At 37.3% G+C, this 19,335-nt stretch carries 13 protein-coding genes; 9 read left to right on the top strand and 4 right to left on the bottom strand.

The features are described from left to right. Positions 1-5 precede the first annotated feature (5 nt). From FHY47_RS11695 to FHY47_RS11720, 6 genes are all read left to right on the top strand, one after another. Complete coding sequence (locus FHY47_RS11695; RefSeq protein WP_066106398.1) at positions 6-704, top strand: ABC transporter ATP-binding protein; 699 nt, start codon at positions 6-8, stop codon at positions 702-704. 81 nt (positions 705-785) lie between these two features. Continuing rightward, on the top strand, positions 786-1,475 hold the full coding sequence (locus tag FHY47_RS11700; RefSeq protein WP_139892251.1) for a response regulator transcription factor: 690 nt from the start codon (positions 786-788) through the stop codon (positions 1,473-1,475). Then, positions 1,462-2,955: a HAMP domain-containing sensor histidine kinase gene (locus FHY47_RS11705; protein ID WP_262366011.1), complete on the top strand. Its 1,494-nt coding sequence runs from the start codon at positions 1,462-1,464 to the stop codon at positions 2,953-2,955. Before FHY47_RS11700 ends, FHY47_RS11705 begins: the two co-directional genes overlap by 14 nt. A gap of 429 nt (positions 2,956-3,384) precedes the next feature. Continuing rightward, the gene (locus FHY47_RS11710) at positions 3,385-4,845 is read left to right on the top strand and encodes a S1C family serine protease (RefSeq protein ID WP_148630695.1); all 1,461 of its coding nucleotides are present in this window, start codon (positions 3,385-3,387) and stop codon (positions 4,843-4,845) included. A 171-nt stretch (positions 4,846-5,016) separates the two neighbouring features. Continuing rightward, entirely contained in the window at positions 5,017-7,230 is a 2,214-nt protein-coding gene (locus FHY47_RS11715) for an alpha-galactosidase (RefSeq protein WP_148630697.1), read from the top strand. 107 nt (positions 7,231-7,337) lie between these two features. Continuing rightward, positions 7,338-8,597 carry a sensor histidine kinase gene (locus FHY47_RS11720; protein ID WP_140461736.1) on the top strand — a complete coding sequence of 420 codons (1,260 nt, stop codon included), beginning with the start codon at positions 7,338-7,340 and terminating at the stop codon, positions 8,595-8,597. Positions 8,598-8,657: 60 nt separating this feature from the next. Here the strand turns inward: FHY47_RS11720 and helD are convergent, their stop codons facing one another. Beyond that, on the bottom strand, positions 8,658-10,991 hold the full coding sequence (gene helD / locus FHY47_RS11725; protein ID WP_148630699.1) for an RNA polymerase recycling motor HelD: 2,334 nt from the start codon (positions 10,989-10,991) through the stop codon (positions 8,658-8,660). A gap of 177 nt (positions 10,992-11,168) precedes the next feature. Further along, on the bottom strand, positions 11,169-13,295 hold the full coding sequence (locus FHY47_RS11730) for an MMPL family transporter (protein ID WP_066106414.1): 2,127 nt from the start codon (positions 13,293-13,295) through the stop codon (positions 11,169-11,171). 204 nt (positions 13,296-13,499) lie between these two features. Here FHY47_RS11730 and FHY47_RS11735 point away from each other — a divergent pair, with 204 nt between their 5' ends. Continuing rightward, positions 13,500-14,012 (top strand): acyl-CoA thioesterase, encoded by a 513-nt coding sequence (locus FHY47_RS11735; protein ID WP_140461734.1) that lies wholly within the window; start codon positions 13,500-13,502, stop codon positions 14,010-14,012. A gap of 69 nt (positions 14,013-14,081) precedes the next feature. Here the strand turns inward: FHY47_RS11735 and FHY47_RS11740 are convergent, their stop codons facing one another. Beyond that, positions 14,082-14,663: a YdcF family protein gene (locus FHY47_RS11740; RefSeq protein WP_066106420.1), complete on the bottom strand. Its 582-nt coding sequence runs from the start codon at positions 14,661-14,663 to the stop codon at positions 14,082-14,084. Positions 14,664-15,307: 644 nt separating this feature from the next. After that, positions 15,308-16,159, bottom strand: coding sequence for an MBL fold metallo-hydrolase (locus tag FHY47_RS11745; protein WP_066106422.1), 852 nt, complete (start codon positions 16,157-16,159; stop codon positions 15,308-15,310). A 341-nt stretch (positions 16,160-16,500) separates the two neighbouring features. Between FHY47_RS11745 and rodA the strand changes: the two genes are divergently transcribed. After that, positions 16,501-17,673, top strand: coding sequence for a rod shape-determining protein RodA (rodA, locus tag FHY47_RS11750; RefSeq protein WP_066106425.1), 1,173 nt, complete (start codon positions 16,501-16,503; stop codon positions 17,671-17,673). Between the two features lie 243 nt (positions 17,674-17,916). After that, on the top strand, positions 17,917-19,044 hold the full coding sequence (locus tag FHY47_RS11755) for a sensor domain-containing diguanylate cyclase (RefSeq protein WP_066106428.1): 1,128 nt from the start codon (positions 17,917-17,919) through the stop codon (positions 19,042-19,044). Positions 19,045-19,335 lie beyond the last annotated feature (291 nt).

The raw sequence follows: 19,335 nt of genomic DNA on the forward strand, positions 1-19,335 counted from the left end.
CGTAAATGAGCGCATTATTGGAGTTTAAGGATCTAAGTTATTGGTACAGACATAATAATAAACAGCATGATATAGTAAAGAAAATTAATGTTTCTTTTAATAAAGGATTATTTTATGCAATTGTCGGTCCTTCCGGTTCAGGAAAAACTACGCTTCTCGCCTTGGCGAGTGCGCTGGATGCTCCTAAGGATGGACAGGTATTATACGAAGGAAAAGATATTAGAAAAATTGGATATACCACGTTTCGAAATAAATATGTTTCGATTGTCTTCCAATCCTATAATTTACTGCCCTATATGACTGCGTTACAAAATGTCACTACAGCGATGGAGATTACCGGAAATAAGGTTAAGGACAAAAAACAGTATGCACTCGAGATGCTTAGAAAAGTGGGCATCGATGAAAAGCAGGCTGGACAAAAGGTGCTCACACTGAGTGGCGGTCAGCAGCAACGTGTCTCCATTGCACGAGCCCTTTGCTGTAAATCAGATTTAATTGTAGCAGATGAACCGACTGGAAACCTCGATGAGGATACCGCTCAAGACATCATTAAGTTATTTATGCAGCTGGCACATGAGGAAAATAAATGTGTCATCATCGTTACGCATGATCAGCATATTGCTGACATTGCAGATCAAACGATTCGCCTTTCTAAAGGCCAAATAACGATTGTTAATAATATAAGCGAACATTCGCACCAATAAGTGAATTTTGTTTAATGAAAATCTCCGAGTTATCGGGGATTTTTGTCCTATCTTTTAATCCTCGAGGAGTGAGTACGAAAGATGCAAAAAATCATGATTGTAGAAGATGAAAAAGCCATCAGCCAGGTTTTAAAGGCTTACTTGAAGAAAGTAAACTACGAAGTTGAACAAGTATTTACAGGTGGTGAAGCCATTGCTAAATTTGAGGAGTTTCAACCGAATCTTGTTTTGCTCGATGTTATGCTTCCAGGTATGAGTGGATGGGATATATTAAAAGAAATTCGTACGAAAAGCGCATGCCCTGTTATTATGCTCACAGCACTTGGTGATATTAATTACAAGCTCACAGGCTTAAATGATGGAGCTGACGACTATATCACTAAACCCTTCATTGGAGATGAAGTGGTTGCCCGTGTCCAGGCAGTATTGAGAAGATCTGGACAGGTCATTGATGATAAGGAAAAGAAACAGTTTGGCGCGTTGTGCATTAATATGAAAGCTCATAATGTTACATTAAATGGAGTAGAGCTTGACTTAACACCGCGCGATCTCTCACTGCTCATCTTCTTGGCACAAAATCCTAATCAATTATTTACGAGAGATCAATTAATTGATCATGTATGGGGGATGGATTACGACGGCAGTGACCGAGCGGTAGATTTGTCCATCAAAAGGCTGAGAAAGTCTCTGCAAAACTGGCCTGCATCTGAAGGAGAAATTAAAACTCTGCGAGGATTGGGGTATCAATTAAGTGTCTATGAAAAAAAATAATAAACTGCAAATGTATTTTCTGAAGCACTTGGGTCAAAAAAAGAAAAACCATCCGACTAAACGTGTCAGTTTGTTGAAATACTGGACGACACGATATCTGGTTACCCTGTTTATTGGACTTATTGTCATAGGATTCCTTACAGGAATCATTATCAGGCAATCCACTCTTAATAAGAACCTGGATATTAATAAATATTTGGCTGAGGAAGTAGCAGCGCGAATACTGGATCAAATGGTTGGAACTGATATTCAAACAGAGCAGAATCCAGAGGTTTTTGCCAATCGAAAAAAATTATTAGAGGTCAGCGGCAATCCGTCCATTTATGTGGTGGATGTAAATGGAAAAATAGTAATTGAGAATCGTTCAAGTAATCACCTTAATGTATCTTCATTTTCAACTGCACTGCTTAATAGTAAGGATGAAGTGAAACAATTAAACAATATTGGTGGCAGAGATTATTATTTGGTTAAGCGGCCTATGATTGTGAATGATACGGTGATTAGTTGGATTGTCGTTATGCAATCTGAGGATGAGTTAACTGCAGTAGATCAGGAATACAAATTACTTTTGATTATGATTTTAAGTTTGGCCTTGCTCGGATGGGTTGCGATTTACTTTTTATCCAAAAGACTGGTTAAGCCGATTGAGAATGTAGCTGAAGCAGCTAAGCAGGTTCAAAAAGGAAATTATAATATTGAACTTATTGAAGAGGTAAATGAACAGGAAGTTTATGATTTAGTCCATTCCTTTAAGGAAATGGCTATTAAATTGGAGCAGCTTGAAGCTATGCGAGCTGAATTGCTGGCAGGTGTAACACATGAATTAAAGACGCCTGTAACGTCTATCAGCGGTTTGCTTCAAGCCGTTAATGATGGAGTTGTAACAGGGGAAGAAGCAAAAGAGTTTCTGGCCATATCCTTACAGGAAACGACTCGTATGCAAAAAATGGTGGGAGACTTATTGGAGTTCAACTCCTTTACAGCCAATGCCATCCCTGTTAACAGAGAGTCTGTAAAAATTGGTGAGGTCATTAATGAAATGATTTACCAATGGGATATTGTGCAGGATGATCAACTTGTTAAAGTTACTGTACAGCAACCAAAAGAAGATATGGTAGTATCGGCGGACCCTCTGCGATTGCAGCAAATTATGATTAATCTCTTGAATAATTCCAAGCATGCTATTCAAGGAGAGGGAAGGATAGAGGTCCGTATTTATAAATATGATGAGGATCATGTCGCAATCGATGTACAGGACAGCGGTTCGGGAATCCCGCTTGCCGAGCAGGATTTAATATTTGAACGTTTTTATCGAGGAGAAGATAAAAAATACAAAATCCGCGGTCTAGGACTAGGACTCCCATTCAGCAGAATGCTCGCCAATGCAATGGATGGAGATTTGGTATTAACGAATAGCAGTGAAGAAGGTACAACCTTTACTATAGTACTGAAGAGCCTTATCTTAAGGAACGAAGACTAAGAACGCCACGTCCTGTGGCAACGTCTTCATGACCTACATCCTGTAGGCCCGTGAGGAGCATAAGACAGAGGCTCGAAGGGGATGTTCTTCCCCGAAGAGGCTATGCTTATGTCCCGAACTCCTAGGCTCTGAAGCCGGATTACCATAGTGCTGAAGAGCCTCGTTTAAGGAACGAAGACTAAAAGCGCCACTTCCTGTGGCAACGTCTTTGTGACCTACATCCTGTAGGCCCCCAGAACATAATGATTATGTTTAAAAGCTGCCAAAGAACAGGCAGCTTTTAAATTTTTTAAGAGGAGAAAAGATTTTGACATTTTGTTGACACATACAGTTAGTAAATTAGATAGTGAGAAGAGCAGAAATGCAATTATTCTACAATTATCGTAATATATTAAATAGACAGTTTAATGAGTGAGGAGAGGAATTTGGATGGAAAACAATAACCGTCGTGATTATGATGATTTTGATAGACCAATAGATACTGCTAATCAGGATAATATTCAGATTCCTGCATTACCAGATGAGAAAGATATTGAAACAGAAATTATTTCATATCGTGGATATCATGAACTAAGCTCTGCCAAGGAAGAAGATATGACAGATGAAAATAATGAACAAGTAAATGAATGCGTGGAAGTACAACCGCTTCAAGCATCTGATGATCAAGCAGAGGTTAGATCTACAAGAGAGAAGAAAAAAAGGTCCAGATGGCTGACACCAGTCATTACCGCAATTCTTGGTGGAATGGTGGCACTTGGAGCAGGTTCTTACTTAGGTTTTGTTGATTTATCAGGCGTACTGCCAGGTGATGATGGACCTGTTAAAACAGCCATTGCTACAAATGATAAGGTAAATGATGAGGATGGCCTGAAGATTGTAGACTCTACGAAAACAACCTCTGAACTAATTCAAATGATTGAGGAGGTTTCTCCTGCGGTTGTAGGTATAGTGAATATACAAAACTCATCTAATTACTATGACTACCGCCAACCAACAATCAATGAGGAGTCCAATAACAGCCAGGAGAGCGGGACTGGTTCTGGGGTTATTTTCAAAAAAACGGGAAAAGATGCATTTATTGTGACCAATAATCATGTTATTGAGAATGCAGATACTATTGAGGTGTCCTTGGCAGAAGGTACAAGGATAACGGCTGAACTGGTTGGAACAGATCCATTAACAGACTTGGCGGTATTAAAAATTGATGGAAGCAGAGTGACAAAAGTAGCCGAATTCGGAGACTCTGAAAAGCTAAGTGTTGGTGAACCAGTGTTGGCAATAGGTAACCCTTTGGGTCTTGACTTCTCGGGGTCCGTAACCCAGGGAATTATCAGCGGATTGCAGCGTACAGTAACGGTTGCTACATCTGCTGGTGAATGGGATATGGATGCAATTCAAACGGATGCAGCTATAAACCCTGGGAACAGTGGCGGAGCGCTTGTCAATTCCGACGGACAAGTTATTGGTATCAACAGTATGAAAATATCATCTGAAGAGGTTGAGGGAATAGGGTTTGCTATTCCAAGTAAGGATGTTTCAGATATTGTGAATGACCTTCTTGCCGATGGAAAAGTACAACGTCCATATATTGGTGTAGGCTTGCAATCTATATCCGAAATACCTCAATATGTATTGCAGCAACAATTGAATCTTCCTTCCGAGATAACAAGTGGAGTGTTAGTAACTCAGGTGGAAACCGGTTCTCCCGCTGCTGAAGCAGGTATAGAGGCTAAGGACGTGGTAGTGGCAATCAATGATGCGGAAGTCACTACACTTGGGGAGTTCAGAAAATACTTGTATTCTAATGCTGCAAATGGAGATAAGGTCAAAATCAAGCTTTATCGAAATGGAGTGGAGAAAACCGTATCTGTTACAGTAACGGAGAAATAATAACTGAGAATAACTGTCGACTGCCTTGCCCCCTTGGGTAGAAGACATTATTTAAATTGATGAAGATTTCGCTTTGAAGCCTTATTTTAAGGCTTCTTTTTTTTGCATTTATGAGCAAGTTGGTATTTTCGTGTACATATATATAGAAGAAAAGATATGAGGGAGATCAAAATGGGAGTGTCGTACTGTCCTAAACGGAAAATATTCCATTTGCAAGCTGGTGAAATGAGCTATGTGATAAAAATCTATCATCAAGCATATCTGTCTCATTTATATTGGGGGAAAAGGATCAAGGATGTGAATGAAAGCAATCAATTACAGTTTAAGTACCGATTGTTCTCTCCACAACCAGAAGGGTTTGACAGAACGTTTTCCCTTGATACGTTGCCTCAGGAATATCCAGCAAACAACACTGATTTTCGTACGCCGGCCTATCAAGTTCAATTTTCGGATGGTTCAGCCGTTACTGATTTAAAATATAAACATTTTCACATATATAAGGGGAAACGAAAATTAACCGGATTACCTGCTACGTACATTGAAGAAGAAGAGGAAGCAACCTCTATAGATTTTACCCTTATGGATAATCAAACGGGGCTTCAGGCGATATTGACGTATAGTACATACGAACAATCCAATGTGATCACTCGGTCAGTCCGGTTTATCAATCATGGAGATAACCCAGTGAGTATACTGAAAGCCATGAGTGCTTCTGTTGATTTTAGAGAAAGCGAATTTGATTTGCTCACTTTATATGGCGCCCATGCAAATGAATGTAATCTATCCAGAAAACGTTTAACAGCCGGAAGCCATCTCATCGAGAGCAGACGTGGGGCCAGCAGTCATCAGCATAATCCCTTTATGTGCCTGGCAAAGCCAGATACAAATGAAGAGTATGGAGAAGTATACGGTTTCAGCCTGGTTTATAGTGGGAATTTTATAGCGCAGGCTGAGGTTGATCAGTATGAAACCACGCGCCTTTCCATTGGTATTAATCCCTTTAATTTTAGTTGGCATTTGGGGAGTGGAGAAATCTTTCAAACACCGGAAGTCGTTATGGTTTATTCTTATAAGGGTTTCAGTGACATGTCGAGAACTTATCATGAATTATATCGTTTTCGATTGGCGAGAGGGCAGTACAGAGATTGTCTGCGGCCAGTATTGTTGAATAACTGGGAAGCTACTTATTTTAAATTTAACTCTGACAAGCTTTTACTGCTTGCACAAGAAGGCAAGGATCTTGGAATTGAATTATTTGTTCTGGATGATGGATGGTTTGGAAAACGTAACAACACTAAAACTTCTCTTGGAGATTGGTCTGTAAATAAGCAAAAATTGCCTGGTGGGTTAAAAAAGCTGGCAGAGCAAATTAATCGGCTTGGGATGAACTTTGGGCTTTGGTTTGAACCGGAAATGGTATCTATGGAAAGTGACTTATATCGAAATCATCCCGATTGGTGTATTCAAGTTCCCAATCGCCCGAAATCATTAGGACGTCATCAATTGGTCCTCGATCTAACAAGAGTCGAGGTATGTGAGTACATTATTGAATCGGTTTCAAATGTCTTATTATCTGCTCCTATTAGCTATGTGAAGTGGGATATGAATCGACATATGACGGAAGTGGGGTCACTTGCTTTACCTTTAGAACGCCAAAGAGAAACAGGGCATCGCTACATTCTGGGACTCTATTATATATTAGAGGTGTTGACTACCCGCCATCCAACGGTCTTATTTGAGAGTTGTTCGGGGGGAGGGGGAAGATATGATCCAGGGATGCTGTTTTATATGCCTCAAGTATGGACGAGTGACAATACAGATGCTATCTCAAGGTTAAAAATCCAGCACGGAACAAGCCTTGTGTATCCACCGGTGACAATGGGTGCTCATGTGTCAGCAAGCCCAAATCATCAGGTGCATCGTCACACTTCTTTAAACATGCGTGGACATGTTGCTATGTCAGGAAATCTAGGATACGAGCTGGATTTTTCCAAACTGAGTCAATTAGAAAAGAAAATGATTAAAGACCAGATTTCCTTGTATAAGGAAATTCGTTCGATTATACAATTTGGCACGTATTATCGATTACTTAGCCCATTTGCAGGAAATCAGGCAGCTTGGCAATTTGTTAGTCAAGATTTATCTGAAACGGTTGTGATGTATTTCAGAATGATGGCACAGCCTGCAGAACCGTTCCATATTCTGAGGCTCAGGGGGTTAAATCCCGAGAAAGAATACCTCGATAAACATACATCCTTAATATATGGTGGAGATGAATTAATGTATGCAGGACTTTCTATCCCGGAAATGAAGGGGGATTATTGCAGTATGTTTTGGAGGCTCGCCTTTGAAGGTTACGAAAAGATTAATAATATAGAGTTCTAGCTTTTATGAGTTTAGATTAATATACTGAGACTTCTAAAAATAATAATTTACTTTGGATATATTTTCCTCTAAACTTCAAGTATAGATGTATTTAGAAGGAGAATCAGATGACAAGTGAATTCATTGCAAAGTTATTTATTAATCTATTTATCATTCTGATTATTATTCAATTCATTTACTTTTGGCATGTTAAATATGGGGTACTTGGAGTGATTAATCCTTTAATCGTTGGAATTGGTCAAGCGATTGCGATTCTTGTTAATATTGTATTCTTCACTGCTGAATCACCTCCTGGCATTCAGATCATGAATTTTAGTTCTATATCCATTGTTATCGGTATCTTTTATGGTGGGTATGCAATCGGTATCAGTTTATACATGCTGACATTTACTGCGTCTATCCTTTACACCTCTTCATTTGAATGGTTTCACTTTTTTTCAGGCATGTTTGTCCTTTTCTCTGCAATGGTTATGAGAAAGCAATACTTCAAACTAATGACCAGGCAGCGTTTAGTTGCCTCCTTTGTAACGGCGCTTATTTCCTCTTTGGCTATTATGGAGATTTTTACAATTATAATGATTAACGATATTAAAACACTAAATCAAATTTTATATGTTTTCTTGTATATAACTGGAACGGTCTGGCTTGTTTATTCAATAGAAAGGCTAGAGAAAAACAGAAACTTTAAAAGTAAATTGATTGATACGGAAAAGATGCAGTCTGTCAGTCATTTAGCAGCCTCAATTTCACATGAAGTTCGTAATCCATTAACAGCCACGAAAGGATTTTTACAATTATTAAGAAGTGATGAGAATCTTACGAAGGAAAAAAAGGAGCAGTATATTGATATTGCGCTATCCGAATTGGACCGGGCTGATAACATTATTAAAGATTTTCTGGCGTTTGCTAAACCGCATATTAACAGTAAAGAAGATATCAATATTCAAGCAGAGTTGAATAAAGTAGCTGATATTGTTCAGCCGCTGGCTACTATGCGAAATGTACGTATTCAGATTGAAGTAGCTTCCTTTATAGTGAGAGGAGAAAAGCAATTATTTCAGCAATGTTTCGTTAATATCTTAAAAAATGGAATCGAATCAATGGGTCATGGGGGTTCTCTTACAATCAACACGGATCATAAGAGAAAAGGTGTAGATATACATATCATCGATACGGGCATTGGTATGACCAATGAACAATTAAAGCGTTTGGGCGAGCCCTATTATTCAACAAAAGGGGTAGAAGGAACAGGTCTTGGAATGATGGCGGTATATCGGATAATTGATTCGATGAAAGGGTCAATCCGTGTAAAAAGCAAGCCTGGTGAAGGGACAGCCTTTACCATCTATTTTCCGGGACAAGAATAAATAACTCCATAAATGGAGAAGACCTGAAGGGTTATAGCCCATTCAGGTCTTTTTATGCCTTTAATCAACATGGTATAAATCAGTCGGTATCCCATCAAGAAATGGACTCATTTCATCACTGCTAACCAGATAGAGTTCGTGCATAGCTCTTGTACAAGCCGTATAGAATAATTTTCTCTCCAATTCGCGGCTATAGGTTTCTTTTGATGCATCAAAAATAATGACAGCATCGAATTCAATTCCTTTTGATAAATAGGAAGGCAGAATTAATATTCCCTTATTATACGAATAGGTGTTTTTTTGCATGAGCTGGACATCGAGGTTTTTTGATAATTCTACGTAGGCATTCCGAGTTTCTTCTTCTGTTTTGCATATAATCGCAATGGTTTGATGACCAGCGTTCTCCAAAGAAGCGATCAGATTCATTATTTCCTGGGTCCGTTCTGAATTGTTATTTACGATTTTTATTGTAGGTTTTGGCCCAGTTCTATTAAATGGCTCAATTTGGACATTGCCCAAAATTTCCTTCGTAAAGTCAACAATTTGACGGGTTGATCGGTAGCTCTTTGTCAGAACCATCTTCTCAAAGCTCTCTGACTCATACAGCTCATTAGACAGAAGGGTTGGCGCATTCATCGAATGAGCATAAATAGCCTGATTAAAGTCGCCTAAAATGGTCATTTTACTATTTGGAAAAAGTTGTTTAAGAACAGCAAATTGAAATGGCGAATAATCCTGTGCCTCATCAATAAATAAGTGCCGGATAATATTATTAGTTTTTCGCCCCTCCAATTGTGCCTTTAAATAAATATAAGCTGTTGCATCTTCATTGGCTAATTGGTTTTGTTTGCATTTGTCTAAGGTGTAATCACAAATCCTTGGCCATGATTCAGGATAATCTGCATCATTGATATATTTATAGCCATTAAGGAAGAAGTTCTTATAGATAGCTTTTACATGGATAAATTTTAGATTTTTAATGGCTTTTTTTATTGGATTAAAATATTTACGAACTAATTTTTTTGCCAATTCATCTTTCTCGTGTTCAAAATCATTAAATGTGTCCTCTGACAAGCGATCTATTGCCTGAATCTCCAAATAAGTCTCGGTATATTCATCTGTTTCAAGTAACTCTAGTTCATCTTCTACCCATTCTTTTTTATATTCGAGTTTTTCTTTTTGATCCAGCTTTTGTAAAAGCCAATCCTTCACGGTCTGCATACGAAGTTGGATAGGACTCCTGTTATCAAGAGAGTAAAAGTATTCCGCAATTTCACTTGCCGAAATAAGTGTTTCACCGCGAAAAGAAATTGTTTTAAATTTTAAATCCTGTCGACTGAGATGGTGAATATAGGCATCTATCAATTGTTTATACTGCAAATGGGATTTAAAACGAATTCCTTCAAGTCGAGCCTGGTAATATTCATCCTGTTCATTTTTCAATACGTATTCCATTTGCTGAAAAGGATCCTCGATATCAAATTCGTTACCTACATACTTTTCGATATAATCCTGAAAAGTAATTTGTTGCATGTTTTCTTCACCTAAATTAGGCAGAACAGTGGCTATATAGCTGTTGAATAAGGGATTTGGAGAAAATAATAAGATATGATCTGATTTGATCTTCCCAAAATAACGATATAGTAAAAAAGCCACGCGCTGAAGGGCAGCCGAAGTTTTACCGCTTCCGGCCACACCCTGGACGACCAAATACTTACTTTGTACGTTACGAATAATTTTATTTTGCTCTTTTTGAATCGTGGCAACAATATTCTTCATTTGATTATCCGCACGGGTGCCAAGAACTTCTTTTAAGAGTTCATCCCCTATTGTTAAGCCGGTATCAAACATACTTTTAAGCTTTCCATTTTTGATGATATATTGTCTCTTTAGCTCCATCATGCCCGTGATGGGCCCTTCGAGTGTTTGATATTCAGCGGGTCCGGGTGAGTGGTCATAGTATAGACTCGAGATTGGGGCACGCCAATCATAGATCAGGAAATTTTCATTGTTCTGATCCATTAGAGAAGCAATTCCAATATAGACTTGATCTATTTGTTCTTCACCGTCTTCATGAAAATCAATCCTGCCGAAATATGGGGAGTCTTTAAGTAGGTCCAGTGTTTTTAGTTGCTTCGTAATCTGATATTGGGTTCTTTCTCTTTCTGACAGTAATTCAGATTGCTGTTTTATGCTCGCCAATGTTTCGACTGCATCCTCAATATTGTCCATATTGACGGTGACATCTTCCCAAAAGGTTTTGCGAATATAAATGACTTCATCCTTGAGTCCACCTGATGATTGGTTCAGCTTATTGGCTTTATTCTCAATAATCTTGATAATGGTTGATAGTCGTTGTTCTTCCTGTTGTTTAGCAAAATTTTGTTCGGTCATATCCTGTCCTCCTAGTGATTCGGATATTGATACACAGTCATACTTTCTATAATGGTTGATTTTGGTGAATATAATGAAAGACGGATCAAATTATTCTTTTCCAAACTATAAAATATCAATACCCGGTATCGGTGACATTTAAATCCTGTCATCAATACCGGGTATTGGTGGGTTAAATTACAGTTTAGTTGAATGAACTTCTTTCTGTTGATCTGCATCTTTTTCAAAGAACAGGATTAGAGAAGGCAGTAATAGGCCTCTTACAAGGAATGTATCCAATATAATGCCTATTGCTACAATAAAACCAAAAACAAATAAAACGGCTATGGGCTGTGTCATTAATACAGCGAATGTGGCCGCAAGAATGATTCCAGCGGAGGAAATGACACCGCCTGTATTAGCCACCGCGATTTCTACAGCTTTTTTAACAGGGTGCTTTTCACGTTCTTCTTTGTATCTGGATATTAAAATAATATTATAATCGATACCCAGTGCTACAAGGAAAACGAAAGCATACAGCGGTACACGGGTGTTAATAGCATCAATACCAAATAGGATATCTGTTAAAAATGTTCCAAGGCCTAGAGCTGCCAGGAAGGATAGCAAAATCGTTCCCATCATATAAATCGGCATCTTGAAGGATCTGGTCAGAACAAACAGTAGGACTAAAATGAGTAATGTTTCTGCAATGACAATCACGATAATATCCCGATCATTAATGGTTCGATCGTCCACTTTTGTAGCAGTTTCTCCAGCGAAGTATAGCTCCCCTTCAATGTCTGCATCTTTTAAGAGCTTATCTGATTTGTCTCGTATGGACTCTAAAGCATCTAAGGATTCTAATGCATATGGACTTTCTGAAAATGAAAGGCTGTACTGTAGTGCTTTTCCATCTTCAGTAGCACCTGATTGGCGAATACTTGCCACTAGATTTTGTTCTTCAAGTGTTTTTGCAAGTTTTTCACTTTGGTCTTTTGAAATAGATTGTTCAGATTTAAGTAAAACGGTTGTTGGTGCCAAGTCACCTTTATCGAACTTTTCTTCCACAATCTCATAGCCTTCGCGAGATTGCATATCCTCTGGGAATCCTTTTACTGTATCAAATTCATATTTTATATTAAATATGTTTAAGGCAGAGATAAGTAGAATAGCAAATACAATTCCTCCAGCCATTAAAGGCTTGGTGGTAACAAAGTTTGCAGTTCTGGACCAGAAAGTAGCTTTTGTTTGATTGCTTTCCCCAACCTGAGGGACCTTAGGCCAAAAGGATTTTCGGCCAAATAGGGTAAATAAAGCCGGAACGAGTGTCACTGATGCGATCATGATGATAAACATCGTTGTGGCAAAGGTAGGTGCAAAGCTTTGATAGTCCCCATTTTTAGCTAGGAATAGGACAAGCATGGCAGCCAAAACCGTCCCGCCTGAGAAGAAAACAGGTTCGCCTGTTTCTCGCATCGCCAAACTCATTGCTTCATGCTTGCTGGTATAACGTTTCAGTTCTTCTCGATATCGTGCAAAGACAAATAGAGAATAATCTATTACAGCTGCAAATAAGAGAATGGTCATAATGGAGAGAGATTGCGTGCTCATTTCCAAACCAGCTTTCCCCATTATTCCGAGCAACTGATCTACTACTATATACACAAAACCAGCAGCCAAAAGCGGAATAAGTGCCAATAATGGGGAACGATAAATAACAATTAGCAGGACTAAAATCAATCCAACTGTTGAAAATAATAAGACAAGGTCGGCTTTTGAAAATAAGCCCAATGTATCAGCGGCAATTCCCGCCGGTCCAGTAATCTTGAATGTCATATCAGCAGTGGTATCTTCTACTGCAGCATAGATATCCTCAATACCGGCTTGAATCTCTTTTGACTCAAGTGAGCTTTCAAAATTAAGCGGTACAACAGCTGTTGTTCCATCCTTTGATAAGAATTGTACCTGTGCCTGTGGAGGCAGTGAAGAAAAAGGAACAGCTTCCTTAACTCCTTTTATATCTTCCTTAATGATCACATCCATCGCTTGACTTATTGTCTGCGTGTCTGCTTTTCCTGACTCAGCTGAGAATACTAAAAGGGCTGGGACCCCCTGATCATCTTTAAAATATTTGTTCAGTTCTTCGTTGGCAATAACGGATTTTGCATCATCAGGTAATGTTTGTATACTCGACACATCATAATCTTTGGCACTTGGTGCAAATAAGAATAATCCTAAGGTCACCACTAACCATGCAATTAACGTTATCCACATGCCGCGTTTAGTAGTAACCCTATCTGTTAGTGCGGCTAATAATCTCTTCAATTAAATTCCTCCTTCAGGAAAGGTTATGGGAATTATACGCATACCATAATTTAATTAAATAATTTATACAACAATTTATCAAATTTGATGATTCCTTAAATTGTACTAATATTGTCTGTACACTGAATCGTATTGGTTGAAACATTCCATATAGTAAGATATAAAAAGAATAAATGAGCGTATAGAAGGAAAGAAGGTAACAACTTGGAAACAAAGACATGCAGTGAAACAAGAATTGTAAAAACAAACCGTATATTTCCGAGCGATGTAAACGATCATAATACGTTATTTGGCGGAAAGTTAATGAGTGATATTGATATGACAGCTTCACTTTCAGCGACGAGACATAGCCGTAAAACGGTGGTTACGGCTTCAACAGATTCTGTAGATTTTCTAAATCCCATTACAACCCGGGACTCTGTATGTTTGGAGTCATATGTGACCTATACTGGTAAGAGCTCTATGGAGGTATTTGTAAAGGTAATTGCTGAAAATTTAATGAGTGGAGAACGTAAAATTGCAGCCACAGCATTTCTTACTTTTGTTGCACTAGATGAAGGAGGAAAGCCATGTCGTGTTCCAACCATCGTCCCTGAAACTGAGGAAGAGAAGAAACTGAATGAGACAGGGAGCATTCGCGCTGCTAAACGAAAACTTCATCGTATCCAAAGTAAGGAGCTTGCTGAATACATCACAACAAAAAGACCGTGGGAATAACAAGATGTTACTAAAAAGAAATGCAGAAAATGGGACAGCCATAATCTACATTTCTTTTTTTGATTCCAATCACCAGCTAATGTCTTTTTTTAGCCGATAGGATGTTATAGCCGCGTACTCCCTGACATGTGACTTCAGCCTTGAAATTTTAGGTGTTTTAGCTGGGATTCCAGTTAATTTTAAATCTAGTTTCTCAGCTATTTTGATTGTTCGATAGAGGTGGTAATCATTTGTTACAACGGCACCAGAATTTAGGTGGCTTGGTATAAGTTCTTTAGAAAATGATATGTTTTCTTTCGTGTTTGTCGAAGCATCTTCGAGAATTAATCTGTTGCTTGGTATACCGTATTCCTCTAATCCTCTTTTCATTGCCTCAGCTTCTGAAATATCCTCACCATCTCCCTGGCCACCGGATAGGATTGCCATACATTTAGGATGATTTATTAAAAAGTCAGCCGCAGCATCAATACGGTACTTTAGTGACAGAGATGGTGTTTCACCTTTTACTCTTGCCCCGAGTACAATAATATAATCAATTGTTTTCTCCTGTTCTTGATTTGCGTAGCGATACATATTGAATTGAAGAATGGATATGTAAATAAGTAAGATTATGATAATAGCTGTAAAACTTATCAATAGAATCCTTTTCACCTTTGGCAGCTCCTTTTCAGCATTTCTAAGATAATCATAAAGGAAATATGGAGGGGTGTGTAAAATAAATAGGTAATAATTAACAAAAAGTTCAAAATGTAGGCATTTATTTGAATGGGATATGAGTTATTATTAAGGCAGAAGGATCATATACAAAGTTTTAACCTATAAAGAGGCTCAATCAACGTGTTTGTTTCGTAGAGGTAAGTCACTGGAAAAGGCGAACAAAGTAAAAATATTTATTATATCCTTAAAATTAAATGGAATTGCAGCATAATTCGTGCGAATCATTCTAACCTTACAGATTATGTGAACGAATGTGATAGAGGGTACAGGGATAGAGAAATGAAATATATAGTTGAGTTTCTTGTAATGTTAGAATACGGAACCTGCACAATCAGCTGATTCGTATTTTATAAGTAACCGATGACAAATGTATTTTAAATTTATCAGCTGTTTATGATTGAGTCTCTTTGTATGTTAACTGAAGGATCCTTCGATTACGGAAATAGAGAAATGAAAAAAGAGATTAGAGGTAGAGAAACTATCTAATCTCTTTTTTTATTTTTATAGAAGGTGATTTAACAGGACATTCTCGATTGTCTATAGAGGCATCAAAAAGGGTGTCCATTTGAAAAAAGTGCCTATTCTTCTTCCTTGTAAATACTGTGTTTCGGAATGGCCATCTCATCAAAATTGGATGCTAGGATGTTAAGCTCTTTTTTTAAATATTCCTCAAGGAGAGGAAGACCATGACCTGTTACAGCAAAGTTTGGATTTAGCTGGTTTAATTGTATGACTGAATCTTTTGCGGCTTTCCAGTCTGTTGTGAAATAACGGGGCGGACCGCTGATTTCTTGTTTTTGAGTAAGGACTTTATAAAGGGATTCCTGTTTTACACCAACAAATGCATCTCCGGCAATCAGGAAGCCGTCATCTTCTCGGTATAATGAAATATGTCCAGGTGTATGCCCAGGCGTATGGATCCATCTCCATCCAGGCATTTCAGGAACACTCCCATCAGCAGGAAGAGGTTGCACTTTATTGCCAAGATCAATGCCGTGATTAGGAAAGAAGCGGGCAATATCCGGAACAAGTCCGCCCTCTGCTTTATAGTCAGGTTCAGGATAATTCTTTTGTCCGGTTAAATAAGGGATTTCCAGCTCATGTGCATATACGGGCACATCCCACTTATCCAGTAATTCTTCGAGTGCACCAACATGGTCAAAGTGGCCGTGTGTTAAAATAATCGCTTTTGGCATACTGCCTTCACCGAACCGTTTGTTTACTGCTTCAATAATTTCGTCATCTGCTTTAGGCATACCGGCATCAATCAGAACAAAATTGTCTTGATTAGGAAGTCCGGCCAGTGTCACATTGACAATTTGCGTATTCAGGACATAAATATCTTCTTTTACCTCAATACCCATTCCGCTTGTAGAGGAAGTTAAAGGAATATATGTATGACGGAATGTTTGTTTAGATTTATGTTCCATAAAAGATCACTCCTTTAGTCAGCTCTTTAGTAGTATGTACCCTTATTACTTTTCTCATTAACACTAATCATGGAAAATAGAAAAAATTAACGATTTTAAGATTCCTTGCAGATGCAAATGTTTGTAGTTCAAATCTATAAAACTGGTACAATTAGAATCCATTAAAAATAGTAAAAAGAAGAACTGTATTGCAGAAAGTGGAATTGATAATGATTTATATGTATAATTATCTTTTTCAGGAATTATATTCTTGATGCCGTGTCAGTTGTGATTTTATCTTGTTCAAGTATAATAAAGAAAATGGCTACTGGCCTAACTAGTAATGAATATGGTGGTTTATCATGTCTAACAATAAAAATTTCACGTCGAGAATAGATTATGGTCTTCTATTTATTGTATTTTTGCTTTTTATAACAAGCTGTATGGCTATATATAGTGCACAAACGACAGGTCAATATGCCGAAAACTTTCTTGTAAAGCAAATTGTCTGGTATATCGTAGGAATCAGCCTTGCATTTGTGATCATGAGATTTGATGCTGACCAAATGAAAAAAATGAGCTGGTATTTATACTTCTTTGGCTTATTTCTATTGATGACCATTATAATTGCACCAACAAGTATTGCTCCAGTTGTCAATGGAGCAAAGAGCTGGTTTAGATTTCCTGGTATTGGTTCAATTCAGCCATCGGAATTTATGAAGGTATTTCTAATTTTGGCGTTGGCGGCTCTTATCCAAAATCATCATTTGAAGCATCGGATTAAAACACTTCAAACGGACTTCATCCTTTTATGTAAAATCGTACTTACTACAGCTATTCCGATTTTGCTTGTCATGAAACAGCCCGATTTGGGTACTTCTCTTGTCATGATTGCGATTATGGTTGGGATGATTTTTGTATCGGGTATCACTTGGAAATTGCTTTTACCGATATTTGGCGGTGGCACACTGTTAGTTGGAGTTATTTTTTACCTCGTTGTATGGCATCCAAATATTATGGAGAAATATTTCCATGTTAAACAGTATCAATTTGGGCGTATATATGCATGGCTTGATCCGTATAACTATACTTCCTCAGAAGGATACCAGTTAATTAAATCACTATTAGCGATTGGATCCGGCACCACATCCGGTAAGGGATTTGGAAATAGGGAAGTTTACTTGCCAGAAGGTCACACAGATTTCATATTTGCTGTCATTGGAGAAGAATACGGATTCCTTGGTTCAAGTATTGTCATCAGCTTATTCTTCTTATTGATCTATAACATGACAAAAATTGGACTTGAAACTAAAAATGATTTTAATACCTATATATGTGTTGGTGTAATCTGTATGCTGACTTTCCATGTGTTTGAAAATATTGGGATGACGATCGGCTTGCTGCCGATTACCGGTATTCCTTTACCATTTTTAAGCTATGGGGGAAGTTCATTGCTCGGCAATATGATGGCGCTCGGATTAATATTCAGCATAAGATACCATCATAAGAAATACATGTTTTCTACATCTTCATAAGGAAATTAACATTGAATACCTCTTGCTGATCTTAAATCGGCAGGGGGTATTTTTTGTTTAATAACAATCTAATATGGCTCAAAATAGATGTTTTTTATGAATGATAAATTACTATTTTATATTTAGTTTAAGAATATGTTACATGGCAGTTATTGTTATTTTTTATTTTATAATAAAGAGATAGTCATATAAAACCACATAAGTGCGAACTATATAAATAATATGTAAAGAAAAGGTGAATGAATGAGACAAAAGTCATATGGAAAATTACCGGGTTTATTTATAGGATATTATCCGGTATTTCTCACTCTGTTTCTCTTGTTATTAGGCTTGAATTTTATAGTAATCCTATTTGATTATGAACATTTGGAATTTGGAACAATCCTCCTCTCTGGTTTATTGATTTTTGTTATTAGTCTTCAATCCTATTACATATCCAGACAGCCAATAAACGTGGGTGATATGGAGAGGGGACAATCTATTAATTCGATTTTATATGGAATCATTATCAGTGATTCCCAAGGGAAAATTATTGATATAAATCGAGTTGGGAGTGAGATCCTTGGAATAGCAGCTGAAAGTGCTTCTTCTGTATCATTGATTGATGGCCTATGGGGACTCGTAGACAGAAATGGAAATCTAATGCATAAAAATGATATCCCAATATCGGTTTCATTAAATACGTGTAAACCGGTTGAAAAAGAAGTTATAGGCATAAAAAATTTCAAATTTCAACAGCCTATTTGGCTCGAAGTTAGTGCCAATCCTGTTTTAAATGCAGATAAACATATAGAAGCAGTTGTACTCGTATTCAGTGAGATAACTGACCAATTTAATTCAATAAAACTATTAAATGAAAAAAATGAACAATTACGGCAAATGTCATTCACAGATTATATTTTAAATATCCCAAATCGACGTTATTTTAATTCTTATTTAACTGAGGTTTGGCTTGAATCTAAAAAGTCTGGAACACCTGTTACATTATATTTAATCGAAATTGATTATACGAAGGAGTATAGGAGAGATCAGGAATTTACCTATAGTGACCAAGTATTAATGGAAGTATCTAAAAAATTATGCGTGGCAGTGAACGGAGAGGGAGTGGTAGCTCATATAGAGGGAAGCAGATTTGCTGTCATCTTTTCAGGACTATTTGGTAAACAAATAAGAGAGAGGCAAGCCGAATTAAGAAATGGGCTTATTCAGCTTGTAGATGAAAATAAATTAGCATCTAATATAATTGATTTCACTGTATCTATGGGAGCGTCTACACGGGTAGCGACAGACAATTTAGATTACTCTATTCTTATAGAAGAAGCAAATGTTGAATTGAATCAGGCAAAAATAAGTAGTGCTGCGAGAATGTAAATGACGTTCCAATTAAACAAATATGTATAGAGTTAAAAAAAGTATGTATTTTAATAATAAATTTATTAAAAATACATACTTTTTTGTTTTTTTATCTACTTTTAATTATTTTAATATAATTTTTTGATAATATTAAAGAAGAGATATTATACATTTTGATAGTAATAGAATAGAAACTATATTCAAATCATACGTATGGTTACTCGCTCCCATACTATATTACTGCAAGGATAAGGTCCAATCGATCAGCATCCGGTATGTTTGTAAAATAATTTAAATGTCAATGGAGTG

The organism is Bacillus sp. E214 (genome assembly GCF_008087365.1).
Taxonomy (GTDB): Bacteria; Bacillota; Bacilli; order Bacillales; family Pradoshiaceae; genus Pradoshia.